The organism is Candidatus Tisiphia endosymbiont of Myopa tessellatipennis (genome assembly GCF_964031105.1).
Taxonomy (GTDB): domain Bacteria; phylum Pseudomonadota; class Alphaproteobacteria; order Rickettsiales; family Rickettsiaceae; genus Tisiphia.
In genome coordinates, this window is record NZ_OZ035005.1 from 1,315,254 (window position 1) to 1,335,128 (window position 19,875).

20 protein-coding genes and 1 pseudogene are annotated in these 19,875 nt (G+C 31.5%); 8 read left to right on the forward strand and 13 right to left on the reverse strand.

The features are described from left to right. Nucleotides 1–79: 79 nt before the first annotated feature. From AAHN03_RS06570 to AAHN03_RS06595, 6 genes are all read left to right on the forward strand, one after another. Entirely contained in the window at nucleotides 80–1,279 is a 1,200-nt protein-coding gene (locus tag AAHN03_RS06570; protein ID WP_342278544.1) for a hypothetical protein, read from the forward strand. After that, complete coding sequence (locus AAHN03_RS06575; RefSeq protein ID WP_342278545.1) at nucleotides 1,266–2,303, forward strand: hypothetical protein; 1,038 nt, start codon at nucleotides 1,266–1,268, stop codon at nucleotides 2,301–2,303. Before AAHN03_RS06570 ends, AAHN03_RS06575 begins: the two co-directional genes overlap by 14 nt. Before the next feature lie 111 nt (nucleotides 2,304–2,414). Then, the gene (locus tag AAHN03_RS06580; RefSeq protein ID WP_342278546.1) at nucleotides 2,415–2,795 is read left to right on the forward strand and encodes a hypothetical protein; all 381 of its coding nucleotides are present in this window, start codon (nucleotides 2,415–2,417) and stop codon (nucleotides 2,793–2,795) included. After that, a complete protein-coding gene (locus AAHN03_RS06585; protein ID WP_342278547.1) occupies nucleotides 2,779–4,488 on the forward strand; it encodes a tetratricopeptide repeat protein in 1,710 nt (569 codons plus the stop codon). Before AAHN03_RS06580 ends, AAHN03_RS06585 begins: the two co-directional genes overlap by 17 nt. A gap of 122 nt (nucleotides 4,489–4,610) precedes the next feature. Then, nucleotides 4,611–6,281 (forward strand): IS1634 family transposase, encoded by a 1,671-nt coding sequence (locus AAHN03_RS06590; RefSeq protein WP_342278361.1) that lies wholly within the window; start codon nucleotides 4,611–4,613, stop codon nucleotides 6,279–6,281. Nucleotides 6,282–6,353: 72 nt separating this feature from the next. Beyond that, nucleotides 6,354–6,626 (forward strand): hypothetical protein, encoded by a 273-nt coding sequence (locus AAHN03_RS06595; protein WP_342278548.1) that lies wholly within the window; start codon nucleotides 6,354–6,356, stop codon nucleotides 6,624–6,626. 36 nt (nucleotides 6,627–6,662) lie between these two features. On the opposite strand, the gene AAHN03_RS06600 is transcribed toward AAHN03_RS06595, so the two are convergent. Next, entirely contained in the window at nucleotides 6,663–7,091 is a 429-nt protein-coding gene (locus AAHN03_RS06600) for a helix-turn-helix transcriptional regulator (protein ID WP_342278549.1), read from the reverse strand. Nucleotides 7,092–7,313: 222 nt separating this feature from the next. Here AAHN03_RS06600 and AAHN03_RS06605 point away from each other — a divergent pair, with 222 nt between their 5' ends. Beyond that, entirely contained in the window at nucleotides 7,314–7,667 is a 354-nt protein-coding gene (locus AAHN03_RS06605; RefSeq protein WP_342278550.1) for a hypothetical protein, read from the forward strand. A 52-nt stretch (nucleotides 7,668–7,719) separates the two neighbouring features. Here AAHN03_RS06605 and AAHN03_RS06610 read toward each other — a convergent pair whose 3' ends face one another. From AAHN03_RS06610 to AAHN03_RS06635, 6 genes and pseudogenes are all read right to left on the reverse strand, one after another. Then, nucleotides 7,720–8,328 carry a hypothetical protein gene (locus tag AAHN03_RS06610; RefSeq protein WP_342278551.1) on the reverse strand — a complete coding sequence of 203 codons (609 nt, stop codon included), beginning with the start codon at nucleotides 8,326–8,328 and terminating at the stop codon, nucleotides 7,720–7,722. Further along, on the reverse strand, nucleotides 8,325–8,882 hold the full coding sequence (locus AAHN03_RS06615; RefSeq protein WP_342278552.1) for a type IV secretion system DNA-binding domain-containing protein: 558 nt from the start codon (nucleotides 8,880–8,882) through the stop codon (nucleotides 8,325–8,327). Before AAHN03_RS06615 ends, AAHN03_RS06610 begins: the two co-directional genes overlap by 4 nt. Nucleotides 8,883–8,899: 17 nt before the next feature. Next, nucleotides 8,900–10,345: pseudogene (locus tag AAHN03_RS06620) on the reverse strand (type IV secretion system DNA-binding domain-containing protein); the annotation flags it as partial. A 151-nt stretch (nucleotides 10,346–10,496) separates the two neighbouring features. Then, nucleotides 10,497–11,078: a mobile mystery protein B gene (locus AAHN03_RS06625; RefSeq protein WP_342278553.1), complete on the reverse strand. Its 582-nt coding sequence runs from the start codon at nucleotides 11,076–11,078 to the stop codon at nucleotides 10,497–10,499. Further along, nucleotides 11,075–11,527: a mobile mystery protein A gene (locus tag AAHN03_RS06630; protein WP_342278554.1), complete on the reverse strand. Its 453-nt coding sequence runs from the start codon at nucleotides 11,525–11,527 to the stop codon at nucleotides 11,075–11,077. Before AAHN03_RS06630 ends, AAHN03_RS06625 begins: the two co-directional genes overlap by 4 nt. A 152-nt stretch (nucleotides 11,528–11,679) precedes the next feature. Continuing rightward, entirely contained in the window at nucleotides 11,680–12,528 is an 849-nt protein-coding gene (locus AAHN03_RS06635) for a transglycosylase SLT domain-containing protein (RefSeq protein ID WP_342278555.1), read from the reverse strand. A 19-nt stretch (nucleotides 12,529–12,547) separates the two neighbouring features. Here AAHN03_RS06635 and AAHN03_RS06640 point away from each other — a divergent pair, with 19 nt between their 5' ends. Then, on the forward strand, nucleotides 12,548–12,826 hold the full coding sequence (locus AAHN03_RS06640; protein ID WP_342278556.1) for a hypothetical protein: 279 nt from the start codon (nucleotides 12,548–12,550) through the stop codon (nucleotides 12,824–12,826). Between the two features lie 12 nt (nucleotides 12,827–12,838). On the opposite strand, the gene AAHN03_RS06645 is transcribed toward AAHN03_RS06640, so the two are convergent. From AAHN03_RS06645 to AAHN03_RS06670, 6 genes are all read right to left on the reverse strand, one after another. After that, nucleotides 12,839–13,327, reverse strand: a complete 489-nt coding sequence (locus AAHN03_RS06645; protein ID WP_342278557.1) for a hypothetical protein — start codon at nucleotides 13,325–13,327, stop codon at nucleotides 12,839–12,841. Continuing rightward, on the reverse strand, nucleotides 13,308–15,722 hold the full coding sequence (locus AAHN03_RS06650) for a conjugal transfer protein TraG N-terminal domain-containing protein (protein WP_342278558.1): 2,415 nt from the start codon (nucleotides 15,720–15,722) through the stop codon (nucleotides 13,308–13,310). Before AAHN03_RS06650 ends, AAHN03_RS06645 begins: the two co-directional genes overlap by 20 nt. A 44-nt stretch (nucleotides 15,723–15,766) precedes the next feature. After that, on the reverse strand, nucleotides 15,767–16,585 hold the full coding sequence (locus tag AAHN03_RS06655; RefSeq protein ID WP_342278559.1) for a conjugal transfer protein TraH: 819 nt from the start codon (nucleotides 16,583–16,585) through the stop codon (nucleotides 15,767–15,769). Nucleotides 16,586–16,657: 72 nt separating this feature from the next. Further along, the gene (locus tag AAHN03_RS06660; RefSeq protein ID WP_342278560.1) at nucleotides 16,658–17,848 is read right to left on the reverse strand and encodes an IS1634 family transposase; all 1,191 of its coding nucleotides are present in this window, start codon (nucleotides 17,846–17,848) and stop codon (nucleotides 16,658–16,660) included. A gap of 63 nt (nucleotides 17,849–17,911) precedes the next feature. Then, on the reverse strand, nucleotides 17,912–18,265 hold the full coding sequence (locus tag AAHN03_RS06665; RefSeq protein ID WP_341760870.1) for a helix-turn-helix domain-containing protein: 354 nt from the start codon (nucleotides 18,263–18,265) through the stop codon (nucleotides 17,912–17,914). Between the two features lie 295 nt (nucleotides 18,266–18,560). Then, nucleotides 18,561–19,583 carry a hypothetical protein gene (locus AAHN03_RS06670; RefSeq protein ID WP_341760872.1) on the reverse strand — a complete coding sequence of 341 codons (1,023 nt, stop codon included), beginning with the start codon at nucleotides 19,581–19,583 and terminating at the stop codon, nucleotides 18,561–18,563. Nucleotides 19,584–19,875 lie beyond the last annotated feature (292 nt).

Sequence of the window (19,875 nt, forward strand, 5' to 3'; positions counted from 1 at the left end):
TAATAAATAATTCGAAGTAAACACAAGGATAAATATTATATTTTGCTAAATATATGAATAATATTATTAGAAAGAAAAAATGAAGAAATATATATTAATAATAATGGTATTAATAATGCCTTATACATCAGTTGCTCAAGTGGAAATATCCAATCTTGTTATACCAGTAAGCTATTTTGTAGATCATGTTAAACAATTAACTTTAGTTAAGAATAATTTGATCAAATATAGACAAACAAGTCTCGTTGGCATTAGTGGTATGGGCAAGACTCAGCTTGCGAGAATGTACGCCTATGAGAATAAAAATAATTATGATCTTATTTGGTTCATTGATTGCAATTTAGATATTAATGAAGAGTTTCTAAAACTAGCAAAATCAATTAATGAAAAAGCTAAGACTAATTTAATATCAGAAGATATAAGAACAGCAAAAAAAGAAGTATTGTCTTACTTATCTAGTAAGAATAAATGGTTGTTAGTATTTGATAATTTAAAGATCAAAGAAAATCATAAGGTGCAAGAATTTGTTAATTGGGAACATAATGGTCATGTTATTTTTGCTTCCCAAGATAGTGAGGGATTACCCAGTATAATTAAGATGACAGCATTTGACAAGCAAGATGCTATTACTCTTGCCAATAATATTTTAAAAAATAATAATCCAAAATCAGCAGAATTTCTAGCACAAGAATTTGTTGGTTACCCTATCCTTATAGTACAAGGGGTACAATTATTGAACCAAGTACCGAGTTTAAACCAAGAAGAATATAAAAAGAGGATACGAGATTCTGCTGATAAAATTAAATTAAATATTACTCTAGCAATTAAGGAATTAAAGCCAAATGCTAAAAAATTACTAAATAAAATAGCACTAATCAATAACCAAGGTTTTTCTAAGGAACTACTAAGAATTATTACTGATGACAAGAATAATATTGATGATGATATTTATCAACTGTCTAAATTTGCTTTAATTTCTAATACCGATCCAAATGAAACCAATCCTGTTTTTGAAATGCATGATGTTATTGCTAATAAGATAATGGAGATAAATGGAAATAAGAATAATAAAAATTATTTAGAAGACATTGTTACTAAATTTACTGACTCTGTACCAAAGAACACAGTAAAAGCGTATATTTTTAGAAGTGCTAAAACAGTGCATGAAAATTTAGAAGTAATTTTAAGAAATGCGGAACTATATAAGATAGATATACATGTACTATTAAGTAAATTTACATTTACTAATAGACTACGTTTATTCTTTGGATTGCTGTAATTCAAGAAAATTGGTTGATTGGTTTATTGCAAATGATAATAATAATGTATTTAAATTATGGCTAATGAATAATAATAAAAAATATAATTATACATCTTATCTAGAATTAGTAGGTACATATTATAGAAATAACAATTCTGATTATAATACAGCAATTTACTATTATACAAAAGCACAGAAAGTGTTTGAAAATATAGATGGTTATGAATCTACTAAATCTAATATAATTTATTATTTAGTTATATCCAATATTATGTTAGGAAAAATTAAAGAAGCAGAAGAAAATATACAGATTTTGAAAAATTTGCTTAACACTGGCTTAACCGGTAAAAGTGATAATATATTTATATATTTTGCAAGAGCAAATTTATTATTTGTACAAGGAAAATACCTAGAAGCATTGGAACAAACTAAAAAAACTATAGAAGTATGTATTAACAATGGATTACAGCCTGAGGATTTATTTTTTATAAATCCTTATGTACTTAAAGCTGAGATATTAAATATTCTTGGACAGTATAAGGATTCTTATGCACAAACTGAGCAGTTATACAATATGTGCAAATCATCTAAAAAAGATGATCATGAAGTATTTGGTCGAATCTTTACTGAGATGTCAAGAGCAGAACTGGGATTAGGAAATATTAGGAAAGCTTTAGAATATGCTCAAAAAGCTAAAAATATATTCATTAATGATCCAACTAAAAAAAATGCTAATCTTACGGAATTACAAGACCTACGTTTGGCGAAAGCTTTTGTTGTTGAAGGAGATGCGTTAGCGGCTCTTGGTCAAAATGAGAAAGCAGCTGAATCCTATGCTTCAGCAGAAGTATTATATTATAATAATTATCGGGACAATATGAAAAATGTCGATGAAGTAAGCTACCTGTATTGGGCTGCAGCAAAAGCAACTTGCAATTTACCAAATAAATTTTGGTATATAAAATTTAGCACCCAACTCATAGAAAAATTTGGTGAAAACCACTTTAGAAGTATAGATCTTTTGAGTAAGTGTAAAAACTAATAACAATTTGATGTAGAAGTTATTTGTACTACAATAATCAATAATTCGAAGTAAAAACAATGGATAGATATTATATTTTGCTAAATATATGAATAATATTAGAAAGAAAAAATGAAAAAATATTTATTAATAATAATGGTATTAATAATGCCTTATACATCAGTTGCTCAAGTGGAAATATCCAATCTTGTTATACCAGTAAGCTATTTTGTAGATCATGTTAAACAATTAACTTTAGTTAAGAATAATTTGATCAAACATAGACAAACAAGTCTCGTTGGCATTAGTGGTATGGGCAAGACTCAGCTTGCGAGAATGTACGCCTATGAGAATAAAAATAATTATGATCTTATTTGGTTCATTGATTGCAATTTAGATATTAATGAAGAGTTTCTAAAACTAGCAAAATCAATTAATGAAAAAGCTAAGACTAATTTAATATCAGAAGATGTAAGAACAGCAAAAAAAGAAGTTATTGTCTTACTTATCTAGTAAGAATAAATGGTTGTTAGTATTTGATAATTTAAAGATCAAAGAAAATCATAAGGTGCAAGAATTTGTTAATTGGGAACATAATGGTCATGTTATTTTTGCTTCCCAAGATAGTGAACTATTACCTAATACAGTCAAAATGACGGCATTTGAAAAAAATGATGCTACTACTCTTGCTAATAATATTTTAGAAAAAGATGATCCTAAACTAGCAGAGTTTTTAGTTCAAGAATTTAGTGGTTATCCTATATTGATAGTACAAGGCACACAGTTATTGAACCAAGTACCGGGTTTAAATCAAGAAGAATATAAAAAGAGGATACGAGATTCTGCTGATAAAATTAAATTAAACATTACTTTAGCAATTAAGGAATTAAAGCCAAATACTAAAAGATTACTAAATAAGATAACCTTAATTAACACCCAAGGTTTTTCGAAAGAACTACTAAAAATTATTACTGATGACAAGAATACTATTGATGATGATATTTATCAACTGTCTAAATTTGCTTTAGTAGCTAATATTGACTCAAATGAAACCAATCCTGTTTTTGAGATGCATGATGTTATTGCTAATAAAATAATAGAAATAAATGCAGATAATAATAATAAAAATTATTTAGAAGACATTGTTACTAAATTAATAGATGCAACACCAAAGAATTTAGTAAAAGGTCGTATATTTAGAAGTGCTAGAACTATGCTTGAAAATCTTAAAATAATAGAAAGGAATGCCACCAATTATAATATTAATATATATAAATTGTTGGAGTTAAATACTCTATTAATGGTTCAATATATAAGCTCTTTAGATCATTACAACGCAGAAAAACTATTTCACTGGTTTAATATAAATGATCAACAAGGTAAGTTTAAATTGTGGTTAATGAATAATGATGAAAAATATTTTTATGCTAGATATTTGGGTAATAGCGGTGTCTATTATAAAAATAGATTTGCTGATTTGCACAAGGCTTTTGAATATTACTCAAGAGCTAAAGAGGTGTTTAATAAGGTAAAAGGTTATGAGGCTAGTAAGTGTGCTGCAGTTTATAATTTAGCTACTTTCTACATTGCATTAGGTAAAATTACTGAAGCTCAAAATGAAATTAATGAAATGGAACAAATATTTAAGACTGCTAATGTAGATCTTAAAGAAATAGAGAGTATGTTAAATTTAATAAAAACTAAATTATACCATAATAATGGTAATGAGGAAAATGCTTTAGAAGAAATTAATAAAAATATAATTAGAACTTTTAAGAGTGGGATTAGCCCTAAAGACTTATTTTTTACAAATTGTTACATGTTAAAATCTGAAATATTAAACTCTTTAGGTAAATATCACGAAGCCTATGAACAGTTACAGCAATTATATGAAATGCATAGGTCTGTAAATAAGGAATATCAAGAGATATTTGCTCGTATTTTTACCCAAATGTCAAGAGCGGAACTTGGTTTAGGTAATACTAACAAAGCTCTAGAATATGCCCAAAAAGCTACAACCATATTCATTAATGATCCAAGTAGGGCTAATAAAAATCTTACCACCTCACTAGATATAAATTTAGCCAAGGCTTTTGTTGCAGAAGGAGATGCATTAGCAGCTCTTGGTCAAAATGAGAAAGCAGCTGAATCCTATGCACCTGACTTCCGCAGATTTTTTGATATTAGTTGTTATAAGTGGCATTAGTAAGGAGGTGAAGTGGTACTCTCGTTCTGTTGTGCCTAGTAGATATTTTATTATTGACTTTAACTGCGATGTTGTTTATTATTTAATTAATTAAATATAGCCCCATATTTTATAGCCCTAATATGTACATACGTCGTAAAAAAACTCCTAATAGTCCAAGGCAATCTATTCAAATAGTGGAAGGTTATCGTGATAGTAAAGGTAACGTCAAACAGCGTATAGTACGTCATTTAGGAGTCTTCGTAGATGAAGTAGAAGAAGCTAAATTAGTTGCCCTAGCACAATATTTGATTGCCAAGATTAAAGCTGAGAGAGAAGCTGCAACTGGGCAGGGGAATTTGTTTACTGATGATACTAACGAGGTTAAAAGAGGTCGTCCAACTAACAAGCTGCTAAAAGATATTCTACCTGTTAACGAAGTAAAACTAAATGAGGTTGTAGAAGTCAAGCGAGTTGTTGAAGGAGTGCATCAAATAGGGGGGCATGTTTATGATCAAATGCATTTTAACCAGTTACTAGCAAGGAAACGTGACGCTGGGATGCTGAAGGATTTAGTGTTAGCCCGTATGGTAAGACCAAATAGTAAAAAAGGGATAGTTGAGTATTTAAGCGATCAATTTGACAGGCATCATGATCTAGATGCTACTTATCGGATGATGGACAAATTACATGAGCAAATACCTAAAATTAAAGAATTATGCTTTAAAAACACCCTAACCCTGATTCCTAATAAAGAGATTAGCCTAGTATTTTTTGATGTTACTACACTATACTTTGAATCAGTAGAAATAGATGAGCTAAGAGCCTTTGGCTATAGTAAAGATCATCGCTTTAATACTACCCAACTAGTTCTTGCCCTAGCAACTAATGAGGATGGATTACCACTTGGCTATGAGCTGTTTAGTGGTAATACCGCAGAAGTTAGCACCTTAATTAAATCAATTAACAGCTGGCAAGCGTATCTTAAAGTTAAAGATGTCTGTTTTATTGCTGATCGTGCAATGTTTAGTAAAGCTAACTTGCAAGCTCTCGATGAAGGTGGTTATCGTTATATTGTGGCAGCAAAGCTTAAAACACTCAAGAAAGAAAAGAAAGAAGAAATATTATCAGAGGAAAACTATAAGCCTACTGTTATAGGCAATGATCTTACTTGGATTGCCGATCTAGAGCATGATGGTAAACGTCTAATTACCAGTTATAAATCTAAAAGGGCTATTAATGATGCACAGGAGCGACAAAAAATTTTAGATAAAATTAATAAGACTATTGGTGAGTTTGGTAGTACTAAAAAACTTATATCTAATAGTGGAGTAAAAAAATATACTTCTAGTGAAAATGGCAAGAGCTATATTGACGCAGAGAAGATAGAGCAGGATGCGTTGTGGGATGGCATACATGGGGTAATCACCAATGACCAGACTATAACTCCACATGAAGCAATAGCAAAATATGCTAGATTATGGGTAATTGAAGAGCAATTTAGAATCAATAAACATAATTTACAAATGCGTCCAATTTTTCACTGGACTAAACAAAGGATAGAAGCACACATAGCTGTGTGTTATATGAGTTTTGCAGTGCTTAAAACTATAGAATACAAGGTTGCTCTGACCCAAAAGATCAGTGTAACTAACATCGTTGAATTATTAATATCAGTACAGGATTCAATCTTAAGACATACAAAGACTGGTGATCTTTATAGACTACCAAGTGCAATAAAAAACGAAGCTAGAAAAATCTATAAAACCTTTAACATCAAACGTTCAGACCATGCTGCAATATATTTAAAATAACAAAATAATGTTGTGCCTAAATTTTAAAAATCCCAGCACTATGACCCTTCTAAGCTTATGCCTTATTAAAAAATGCGGAAGTCGGGAGGAGATGCATTAGCAGCTCTTGGTCAAAATGAGAAAGCAGCTGAATCCTATGCTTCAGCAGAAGTATTATATTATAATAATTATCGGGACAATATGAAAAATGTCGATGAAGTAAGCTACCTGTATTGGGCTGCAGCAAAAGCAACTTGCAATATACCAAATAAATTTTGGTATATAAAATTTAGCACCCAACTCATAGAAAAATTTGGTGAAAACCACTTTAGAAGTATAGATCTTTTGAGTAAGTGTAAAAACTAATAACAATTTGATAAAATATTCATTTTTGCCCCAAATTTACTTTTTTTGTATGCGTTGTTGTAATATCCAATTAATAAACCTTTTCTCTAGTTCTTTTTTGGGTTCGGGTTTCGAGTAATTAAACACTTCTAACATAATATTGACTAGATCCACTTCAGTAACTTCTAACTTAAGATTTTTTATCTCTTCTATTACAGTCTTAAGTATTTTTTCCATCAATTCAAAATCATCATTATTTAAATAATTTTTTGTTTCAATAAAGGGATTATATAAATCTTTAACGGTTACACCTAGTACATCGGCTACCGTTTGTAACAACTCTGCTGAAGGTTTTTTAGATATCCCCTTTAGAATATTGTATATATTATTTTTCTTTAAACCAGCTTTTCTTTCAAGTTCAGTAACTTGGTAATTACGGTCTTTAATAATTTTATCTAAATTTTTTTGTAATGTTGTATATGACATTATGTTCTAAGTAATTCAATTATTTTTTAGTTACATTTATGTTCCACTATGTATTAATTCTCACATAAATGTTTTTTTGTCAAATTTTATATGCATAATTATTGACATTAGAATAAAAGTATTATACATATAATTCTATATATAGAATTTAAAGGCAGGACATAATTGAACAACATCAAAAGTGATGTTTTTTATTAAAAGCTAATCATAATAAAGTAGAACATGAATTACCAAATATTAGCCTTGACCATTGGAGTATTTAGCCTAATCATCGGACAAATATTATTAATACTACTTTCGGTCAAATGGCTTAATCAAATCAGATCAACCTGTAGTGACATCAAGGTTATTTGCAATAGTTTTTCTAACGTCTACATTAAAGCACAAGATGAAATATCAGCTCTATATCAAAAGACCACAGAGCTAGCTAATAGTACAGCTAAGAAAGAAAATTACATATTAAATTCTACCTTTCAGTTAGCAGATATTAATCTGCATCTTAAAATACTACTTGATGAGTTTAAAGTATTTGCTAACTCTAGCAATACTACGTCACAGACCAAGACACAAAAATAATTAACATTAACTAACCCCAGTTGCCAATTAATTTTGTATATCAAAAAGTTCTTCAATCCTTGATTATTTTTGCTTTATTACAGAAATTACCTTGCATATCAAATATTTGTACTACTCCTTCTGTATGAATATCGTGAGCTTTATCAACTAGATATTTTTGCTGTGGTGGAAACCATTGTAACACAAAATAAAGGACAGTGGTTGTAGTAATAGTTGATAAGCTAAGACTAATCGCTACCACAGGAAAGAAATTCTTGCTACGATTAATCCTAAGAGACTCAATATCATCTTTAATTTTATTGAGATTTTGACTACAGCTATTAATCGCTATAGTCATTTCATCTATTTTAAGTTGGTTGTGACTTTGAATTTCCTCAGCAACTTTAGGGGCTATAGCTATTATGCTTTTATCTAACTTCTCCGGTATTTTGCTTAAGATATAGCACTCCTCACTAAGCTTAGAAAGATTTTTTTTAAAATCTTCCAATTGAATATTAATATTATTACTATATTGCCTAGTGGAATCACTAAAAGATGTTAAAATATCTTGAACCTCCCGTTTAATATATGGCAGTTCTTTAATAAGTTCTATACATGTAGTAAAGTGCTTGTCTACTTTGTCATAAACTGTAGTAAAGTCAGTCGTTATTTTTTTACTCATTTTTTACCATGAATATTCGTTAATGTATTATACTCGTTAGTTATAACAACATATTCTTGCCTAGCTTCTTGCCACCAAGGTTGATCCTTGCGTGGATATTGTGGTACTACTTGCTCAACATCTGTTATACTTGCTTGGTCATTTGAAATATCAGAAACACTAACTTCCTGAACATTATAACTATCAATGGAATTATTATAATGCTCAGGAAACTTGCTTGCAGCAACAAAATATGGGTGTTTTTTAGGAACATCCACAGCTAAAGGCACTTTAATTCTAGCTATTCTAGCTTTTGGCTCAGGTAGTCCAACAAAACACTCTAAATCTGCTAAAGTAGCAAGATCATCGGTAGTGATTAAAGCTTTATGTTTAGTATTTTCACTATAGCTAATACCATCTCGAAACTCATGAGCTCCATAAGAAGTATTTTTTTGACTAGTAGCATATTCCAGTTGCCCAAATATCTCAGTGATAATTTTAGCTGTAGCTGGCTCATCACTTCTAAAGAGAAACTTAGTAGCAAATTGGCCAAAGATACTACTACCTTGCAACATACCAAAATTTCGAATATTTGGTTAATTGATTGAGTAGCACAAAGAACGCATCCACCATATTTTCGTGATTCTGATATTAAAGTAGGAAAGCTAGGCAAATTGCCTAAAGAGGCTAGTTCATCGATAATAAACCACATACGTCTTTTCTCATTGATCCCTATGCCAATTAGACATGAAATTGCTAGTTCGAATAAACAGCTAGTTAGCGGCATTGTAACGTTTCGCATATCTGGTCTGTTACTCAAGAATAACCAAGCGGGATTGCCTTGTGCTACTTCAGTAAAATATTTGGTCAGGGAAAACTTTTTCTCAGAGTCAAATAAGAGATTTAGAGGAGCAGTACTAGTTGCCAACACTGATAAAATAGAACTAGCAGTAGTCTTATTACTGGCTGTTAAATATCTAGCGGCTACTGTATTAGCTAACTTTTTCTCAAGTGATTGCCTAGAAGATAGCTGTAACATTTTCTGCAGTTCAGTAATTGATTTATTGCCTTCTTTTATTAAGGATTGAACACAAGCACAAAAAATAGCTGCACTACTATTATTCCAAAATGGATCAAAGCCGCTACTAGTCTTCTTGTTAAACTTAAACAGTACTTTAGCAAATTTATCTAACTTTGGATCAATATATTCTGCTTGTTCATGATCATTACTATTATTAGAACTAGTATCAGTCCAAAAATCCCAACTGTGAGATCTAGCATCTAATGGATTAAAGATAATATCTCCTCTATCCGGGTTATAATATCTTTCTATCATTTCCCCTGTTTGATCAACGACCAATGCTGGTTGTTGAAAGTTCCTGATTTGCGGAATTAAATTATTAAACAAATTAGTCTTACTAGAACCGGTAGTGCCAATAGCTATAATATGCCTAATTTCGCTATCTTTAACAAGTCGCATGCTACCTACAATGAATTTACTTGCTTTATTAGCTTTATTTAAATAGTTAGTTATTTCTTTTGCTGACTTGATAGTACTACCGCTAATTTGTTTTTCTAGTGATACCGACTTACCAAATTTTGCCCACAGCAGAAAGATGCTAACAAAAATAGCAAACATCAAACCAAGGCAGAGTAGTAACTTAGCTTTGATAAAATTAACCAGCTGATAATAATTCTTACTAAATTTAGAGGAAGTCAAGATCAGTTGTGGATCAATATTACTCCTATATAAACCAGCATGATTATAGGCATTAATTAGGGTAACATATTCTTTGCCTTTAGGATTGATCATTACCTTAATAGGACGCACGCTATTATCAAAGTTACTGGCTAGTAAGGCTTTCTGATAAGTTACAGCAGCAGATAAATCATACAGTTTTAGCTTAGGGTAAGCTAAAACTATGGTAATTATCACACTTACAATACACGAAATAGCAATAGAGCGATTAAATACCTGCAAAAACATCCTAATCTTATGCAAGAATATCTGACCACCACCTATAAAATTACTTAGCATACAATTTGACTAAATTTAAAGTAATAAGTTTATAAAATATATCTTATTTTAAAGACCAACCATTGGTATGTATATTCTCTTAATTTATTATCTATTATAATACATTTTCGATTAACCACTAAGTCCATGATGCTACTTTTCTTGAATATTTTTAACTATCAGCAAATATTATTAATTTACTATAATCATTATTATCAGCAGCTCTTAGAGCTTCTAAATATTGTTTTCTAGTAGCATTATTGCAAATTAAATTGCTTCTACCCCAACTAAATCTATGCTCATTATGACTTACTAATATAAGATCAGCGAAGAGCCTAGAAAACCTTCCATTACCGTTTGGGAATGGGTGGATAAATACCAGCCTATGGTGAAATCTTATTGCAGTTTCTCGTAAAGGGTAAATTTTATGTGTTAACTGGTAAATAGTATCATCAAATAATAATTTGAGTTCCTGCCCTATATAAATACTATTTACTCCTATATTGGTTTGAGTTTTTCTAAACTTACCCGCCCAACTCCAAGTGTTATCAAACATTTTATTATGTAATTTTTGTGCAAAACTTATTGATAAAATATCTTGCCTTTTTCTCTGCAATACCCATTCTTCTGCTTTTAAAATATTATATTGCTCCCATTCATTTAGCTCACTTTGAGTGGTTAAATGTTTTGGTAATAAATTATTAATTTCATCTTGGTTTAAAGGAGTAGCACCTTCAGCGTAAATAAATCTCATTGCCAAATAGTTTTTATATTATTTTTCATTAATTCTTCTTTTAGAATTTCAATTTGCTCTTGCTGTTTTTTATCAATTACTTTTTGATCTTCCAATATCATCGAATGTGATATTTTCTTTAGCCTATCTATAGCAGTTCTTTCTGCTTGCTCTTCTATAATATTTAGTAAGTTTTTTTCTGGAACTATAGCATAAACTAACTTGCAACCCAGTTGACTTGCGACTTTTTCTAAAGTTGCAAGGGTTGTCTTCATCAATACCTCATCATTTTCTATACGCAAGATTCTTTGCTTGCTAACCCCACACCGACGAGCTAGCTGCTGACTTGTCATACCGATTGCAGTTCTTATGGTTTTTAACCATCCGTTACTTGGTATTATTATATTTTGTAATGGGCTTAATTGATTCATTAGCTGTTTGCAGGTTAATTTTCTTAAAGACCAATTCATAATTATAAACTCATAAGTAAACTTATATATTACTATAACATCATATAAAAACAATATACATATTGTTTTTATATGGATTCAGCACTACTAATAATTAAAAAAATACTACTACAAATAAACTAATGTAAATTTATAGTACCGTCTTATACCAATTAGCTCCCCAGCCAAGACAATAGTACCTTTCTTGAATATTGCTTATGATGATATGGCTTGGCAGAATGATAAAGTCTGACGACCTTTTGCCAATCACCATGTTGCAGATATAAATCAGTTAGTAGTTTGGCTGCATACTTAACATTATTTTTAGGAGTAAGCATTTCATCAAGACTAGAAAATTGTCTTTTATGCCAGTACCAATTGATCTGCATTACGCCAATATCAATATTTGTATGTCCTTTTCTCAGATAAGAACGTATATTTTTAGACGCTTCCGCCTTAGATTTGGCAATGAAAGCTTTACCACCTAAATTTACTGCATAAACTTTCATTTCAGACTCTACTTCAGCAATAGCTTTCAATAAACCGCTTGGAATGTTATGTTCTTTTTCAACTGTGCTAATTAATCCCGCTAAATCTTGTGCAAACACCATATTTTGTGAAAAACCAACTATTATAATAACCAAAATCTTGATTATTTCTTTACTTAAAATATCAAACCATGATATTATTGATTTAGGTATGCTAAACTTGAGGCTTGTTATGAATTGGATCAAATCACGGCTAAATAAAGATAATTTTTGGAACTTAATGTTTTGGCTGGGGATATGCTTTAGTATGGCAATGAGCAAAATATTTGACAGTATTTTTTTAATATTAATTACAATATTTGTAGTACCCAAATTTCTAGTGATGTTTAATAAAGTAACATATACTGAAGACAAAATATTCTTTAATAAACAAGACCAATCTCTAACTGATAAATTACCAAAAAATCTTGGAACAGCATTTGCACTTACAATAGTACTAACGGCTTTTGTATTTGTACCATTCTTTATGCTCAATGGAGTTATTTTGTTTGATTTGACAGCTACCACATTTCTTGGTTTTTTGCTTGCAATACCTACTTTATACTTCATATACAAAAATTGTCCTATTTCTATTTTATTTAACAAAAATGCTTGGCAAGAAGAAATTATTGGTATGAAAGCAGGAACATATCATGCTAATTTTCCCTCTTCTAGTTTTAATAGCAATTCCTATAGTAGTATTAGTCATAGTAATACTATAAGGTCTCCTGATATTATTAATGATCCTTCTTATAGATATTTAAGTTCTAATATCTATAACTCAGATCGTTAATTGACAACTAATTTATTCATCTTTTGGTTTACTCTGCCTTGCACTTTGATAAGCTCCTTTATTAAATTGCCAGCCTTTTGGAGTTCCTTTAGCTGGTCCTCCTATAGTTTCACCAGCATTTACTTTATTCAAGAACCATGCCGTTCCTCTTGCAGTTTTCCCTTGCCCAATCCTATCTTGTTCATACTTATCAACCTCTGCCTGTAAATCTTTTCGCTCAAGTTCATTAACTTGTCGGATATTATTATATTGTTCAGTATTTTTATCTGTTACTTCTTCAAACTTATTTTTTAGTTTTCCCTCTTTGCCTTTAATATTTGTCGTAAATTCTTCATTATTAATGTTAATACCTCTTTTTGCTGTTGCTTCTTTAACTTGTGAGCTTGGATTTCTATTAATTTTCTTATCATGTTCATTGCTAAAATCATTTAATGCTTTTTCTGCATGCTGACCTGAAACTTGTCGCCTACCACTATTTATTTCAGGTATTAAATTTTGCAAATTTTTCAGCGACCATTTTATTCCATACTTTCATTACGTCAGGATGCTGCTTGTCTGCTAGCTTCCTAACGGAGTTTGCATCCATACCAAACTCTATTACGCAGCGGTCTAACACTTCTTGATACATATCCTTGTTAACTGTTGCTGATTCTGATTCAAGTCTGCTTTTTGCTCTGTGCCAATTATCTACTGTCTCCTGACGCATTGATACTTGTTCTTCTAATCTTTGTTGCCGTTCATAACTGCTTCTTACCGCCTCGCTATAATGTTTTTCAGTACTATTATCCTGACCCCATGCTTTATTTGACGCAGCTTTAACAATATTAACATAGCTTTCATTAGTATTATTTTGTCTAGATATATCAATCTCCTCACCAAATGATTGATCACTAGAGTTTTGACCACTTATTGATCCTTCTATATTACTAGATATACCAACACCAGTAAGACCTTTTAGTGGAGTACTCAATGATGCACCTACTGTCAAAGCTGTTCTTGCAGCTTGATGCAAACCATAACCATATTTCTCGTTAAGCGATCTAGCATTATGTACTGCTTGCTGTAAAGATTTCGTATATTCTCCAGCTTTACTATAATCAATTGTTTCCCCACTATGTTCACGCTGTGCTATATTGGCAACAAAATCAGCTGTGTCACTAAAAGTATCATTCCTTGCCTCTGACAACGATCTTTGATCTGATTTAAGCAAACCTTCAGATGTTTGTATGCCTTGATTCACATGATTTTGATTTGTTTGCTCCAAATTAAATTTGGTGACACCCATAGAAGCAGTGAGACCTTGACCGCCTGTGTAGATTGTGCTGCCATCAGGGTTAATACGTACCATACTACCATCAGCTTGTTGCCAGCTATTGCCTCGTTCCACATATTGCATATTATAGTCCGTTTTATATCCCGACTTCATATAGTGTTGGCTATTTCCTTCTGAAACATTATCAATACTTCTGTTACCACTTGCTATCTCTGCTCCTATACTACCCGATGTTGCTTGCAGTCCACCAATAATTGATCCAGCTAAGTGACCAAGACTGCTAACGCCCGATTGCATAATAGCAAATGCCAAAAATGGTATTACCATTTGCAAACCTGCTGCTACTGTTACTATTGTATCAACGTGATTTAGGATTGTGCTGCTACTACTGAAACTTAACATTAAACTTGAGCCAGTTTTTAAATTACTATAAGTACCCATGATCATATTAATAATAGCATTTAATGACGACCATAATTGTAGTGAAGCAACTAAAGTCAGATAAGAAGTATATTTTGCTATGCCACCACTAAAGATTAACATTGGTACTAAAAACATAAACGAGGCATAGACTATGCATTTTATTACTACTAGTAACATTGGTAAATACAATGTCGCCATATCACTTGATAATAACCAACCACTTTCTTGGCTGGTTCGAGAACGTGCTACTGCATAGTTACTTGCGGTATAATCAGATATACTGTTAATCATCATTTGCTGCCTTAGTATGTCACCTGCTTTTTGACCACCTCCATAAAGACTACTAATATTTTTCTCGAGAATATTTGATAGGATGCTTGATGAACTGCTTGATGATCTAGCTGAAGGGACATAATCTGATCCACCTCTTGCCTTAGCAAATTCTGTATTAGCATTTTTTGATACTACCCTTTTGATCTCTCCATCAAAATAATTCTCAAAGAGATTTGCTGCATCTTGGCAAGTAACATTACGCAGATTCTTACCGTCTCTAATGTAAAGACGGGTCAATGTGCCAGCCTTGCTACTCACTAATTTCCAAATATCAGGAGTATCTATTAATTGTTTAGGAGTAAACTGATAACCTATCATTGCTGGTAGTACAACACATTGCTTGATAAAAGAACGCATATTTTCTACAAACTCTGGGTCTTTAATACGAACCTGACGTAATTCCTTTTTTAGTCTTGCACCAAATAACATACCATAATTATAATAAGAAAATATAGGTGACGTAGAATTAACAAGAGCTTCTATCGGTGCATATACTTGTTCAAAACCAATAGTGACCAAATGACCAAATTCTTCTAATATGCCAACGGGCAGGGCAAAAGCTATAGGAATATTATCAACCTTGCCTATTATTTTACTTACATGATCTTTAATAATCATTTCTGTTTTAGGCAGTAATAATGCGTTAATTAGTACAATCATACCAAGTACTTTAAGCACATATGCCCGCCACACCATAGAATTATTACTGTAAGTTATTCGGATACAATAATAGCAGCAAGTCAAAACACATAAACTATTGACTATATCTGTATAAAACTCACTATTGCGTAGCATTGCAAGGCCATTTAATATATAATACAAAGCATCGTAATAACCATAAGTATGAATTGTTAAATCAAGTTCCATATTTCTTTACCTATTTACCTTATTATCCTTTTCCTACCTAGCTTTTATCCATCCATTTGATTAGTGGACATAAACTCCTGAAATTTCATTTCAAAGTATTTTTCCTCTTGCAACATTCTCATCTTGGTTTGCTCAATAATATTATAACGCCTAAAGGCATTTTCTCTGTTACTTATCAAAAAGCTAATAGTGTTATTGACTTCCTGCTCAAAGTTGGTAAATACTCCTATATCTGCAAGCTGCAAGTAAGAAAGCTCTGATACTGCTTCAGAAGTTTGTTGTAATAATTTAGTAAGGTAGTTGGTTACTACGTCATAGCATAAGCTTTCAACAAATTCAGCTATCCGTACTGTTAAGTAAGCATTATCAGTATTAGTAGCAAGTTCTCTCTGTATCTTGTTAGTTAGTGGAATGGATGATAAAGCAATTAGATTTTCTTCATCCTCAGTAAAATTACCGTTATTATTCTTTATTTTCTTAACCATAGAAAATAGCATCTGATCAATGCTACCATATAGTGTATCTTTATCTGATAACCTAGTTTTGGCTTTTTGGGGGAGTAAGCATAAGTTTGTTTCATCACACTTATACAACTCTACATCTACATTACCACTACGAACTCCAATAAACTCCCCTATTAATTCCTTATTAACCAATGATTTTTTATGAGTTATTGAACGACGTCCTTCAGCATCTTTTTTGCCAATAATAGTCCCTGATATGCTCATGAGTAATTCTTTAAAAGTAGTAGCATCTCCTGAGCTACTTATTTTCTTATCAAGAGCCTTCCATACCAAATTAAAATTATCACCAAGTAAACTCTCAAGTTCTTTATTGCTTTTGGTTGGACCCGACTTCCGCATTTTTTAATAAGGCATAAGCTTAGAAGGCTCATAGTGCTGGGATTTTTAAAATTTAGGCACAACATTATTTTGTTATTTTAAATATATTGCAGCATGGTCTGAACGTTTGATGTTAAAGGTTTTATAGATTTTTCTAGCTTCGTTTTTTATTGCACTTGGTAGTCTATAAAGATCACCAGTCTTTGTATGTCTTAAGATTGAAGCCTGTACTGATATTAATAATTCAACGATGTTAGTTACACTGATCTTTTGGGTCAGAGCAACCTTGTATTCTATAGTTTTAAGCACTGCAAAACTCATATAACACACAGCTATGTGTGCTTCTATCCTTTGTTTAGTCCAGTGAAAAATTGGACGCATTTGTAAATTATGTTTATTGATTCTAAATTGCTCTTCAATTACCCATAATCTAGCATATTTTGCTATTGCTTCATGTGGAGTTATAGTTTGGTCATTGGTGATTACCCCATGCATGCCATCCCACAACGCATCCTGCTCTATCTTCTCTGCGTCAATATAGCTCTTGCCATTTTCACTAGAAGTATATTTTTTTACTCCACTATTAGATATAAGTTTTTTAGTACTACCAGACTCACCAATAGTCTTATTAATTTTATCTAAAATTTTTTGTCGCTCCTGTGCATCATTAATAGCCCTTTTAGATTTATAACTGGTAATTAGACGTTTACCATCATGCTCTAGATCGGCAATCCAAGTAAGATCATTGCCTATAACAGTAGGCTTATAGTTTTCCTCTGATAATATTTCTTCTTTCTTTTCTTTCTTGAGTGTTTTAAGCTTTGCTGCCACAATATAACGATAACCACCTTCATCGAGAGCTTGCAAGTTAGCTTTACTAAACATTGCACGATCAGCAATAAAACAGACATCTTTAACTTTAAGATACGCTTGCCAGCTGTTAATTGATTTAATTAAGGTGCTAACTTCTGCGGTATTACCACTAAACAGCTCATAGCCGAGTGGTAATCCATCCTCATTAGTTGCTAGGGCAAGAACTAGTTGGGTAGTATTAAAGCGATGATCTTTACTATAGCCAAAGGCTCTTAGCTCATCTATTTCTACTGATTCAAAGTATAGTGTAGTAACATCAAAAAATACTAGGCTAATCTCTTTATTAGGAATCAAGGTTAGGGTGTTTTTAAAGCATAATTCTTTAATTTTAGGTATTTGCTCATGTAATTTGTCCATCATCCGATAAGTAGCATCTAGATCATGATGCCTGTCAATTTTACAAACGTCCATTTGCACCCTTTCTCCTAGAATCTTGGAACTATAACGTTTAATCTGTTTACGATAATGACGTTTTTAATTCAACGGAGCTACATTATGTTTTTTAAGCACTTTATGTATAGTAGCTGTAGAAAATGAGATACCATATAAACGCTTTAATTCACTATGAATGCGTCGTGATCCTAGATTCCTTTCTTTCCTTAACTTAAGTATAAGATTTTCATCAACTTCACTTCTTTTTTGAAAAGGAAAGTTTTTGGGCTTACTACTAATATCACACAAACCATTTTTACCTAATACTTCATAGCGTTTGTACCACTTGCGTAATGTAAAGCGTGAAATACCATAATGTTCGCATACCTTTCCTGCATGCTCTAACTGTTTATATAACTTAATCCAACTCAAACGCAACTTAATCTTAGCATCCATTACAAATGACCTTATAAGTCTCTAACTTAATTCCTATTATAACAAGCTGTAGTAATCAAGTTTTTTAATAATTAGATACTATTTTATCTTACATCTCTGTTGCAACAAGGTCTATAAATCACACATATAAGGTACATAGAGCATCCTAGTTTATCGGCGGGAATTTGTGCTTTGGATACCACACACCTGTCTTGCTCCACCTTGCTCTGCAATAACTGCCTAAAGTCATCAGTGCCAGTTAGGATCATCCTTGGTGCTACTATAGTATTTGGAGCATTTGTTGTTGTTACAAATATCAACTTTTTTCTTCAGTCTTACTTGTACCCAAAGTCACAAAGCGTTGACCCGAAGTATCTAAGGCACGGCAAGCAATTGATTGTACCTGCTTAGTTGCATTATCTGCTTTCTCAGTCAGTTCTTTTATATATGTTTCCTGTTTCTTGATTTTCTCTTCAAGATAACCAATACTCTGCTCGTTTAGTTTTAATATGCCATCATATTCTTTCTGCTTCAATTGGCTATCAAACTCATATTGTTGTAATAATTGTGTACGTAACAATTCTTCGGCATTTGCCATAGCCTCTTTTATTTTGTTTGGCATTTCTTCCACTTGCACTTTTAAAACATCATAGTCCTGCTCTTTTGCTACTAAATCAGCTTCTCGTCTTAGTAAATTATCTTTTAAGTCAGATAATTCCTTTTCCATAATGGCTCTTTTGTTATTATATTCATCAGTTTCTTTGCGACGCTTTAATTCCAAAGCATAACTATATTCTTCTTCCTCACGCTTTCTAGTTTTTGCAAGAATATCTTTCTGTTCCTTGTAATCTTGCTCGAGAATTGTACGTTGTTGTTGCCAATGAGATTTTTCACTAGCCATTTCCTGTTGAAAATTCTGTTTTATTTGCTGCATTTCTAGCTCAAAACACTCTTTTTGTTCAGATTGAGCTTGCAATAAAGCTGATAAAGTATTTGCTGTTTCATGAATTTGATATAGTTCCTGTAGATGCGTTTGTTCTAAAATAATAGCCTCACGCAAATTGGCTAATTTTTGAAACTCATCCAACAATTGTTCTGATAAATTATCAATTTTTTTAATAGTCTTTGATTTTAAAGTACTTAAGTCAGCTAATATATCATCCGATGAATTATTGATTGCTTTGGTTACTATTTGTTGTTTCTCTTCCTGCTTTTTATGTTCTTGAGGACTCGCAACCTGTTTTTCAGTTAATTTTGTTACCACCTCATTATAGGCTGCTAAGATCTGATCCTTAGTACTTTTAACCGAAACTTCTTGAATATTCTGTTTTTTTGTCATCTTCTTAAAACTACTTATAATTTTTTACTATAAACACACGCATGGTAAACTTCTCTCTATTTCTTATAATTGTAATAGCAGATTAGATTGTAAACTAATATCAACCATTACACAAGTTAGATATAAAATACTTTTCTTTTTGAAAACATATTATTTTGCTAAAATAGGAGACCATTCAAAAGCAGGGGCAAAGCTAAATTTTGCTAAAAAATATGCCTAGCTTTAGTTGTTCCAAGGTATATATCTCAAGGAATGCATAGATGGGACGTTATAATTTATGCTATGATATGTT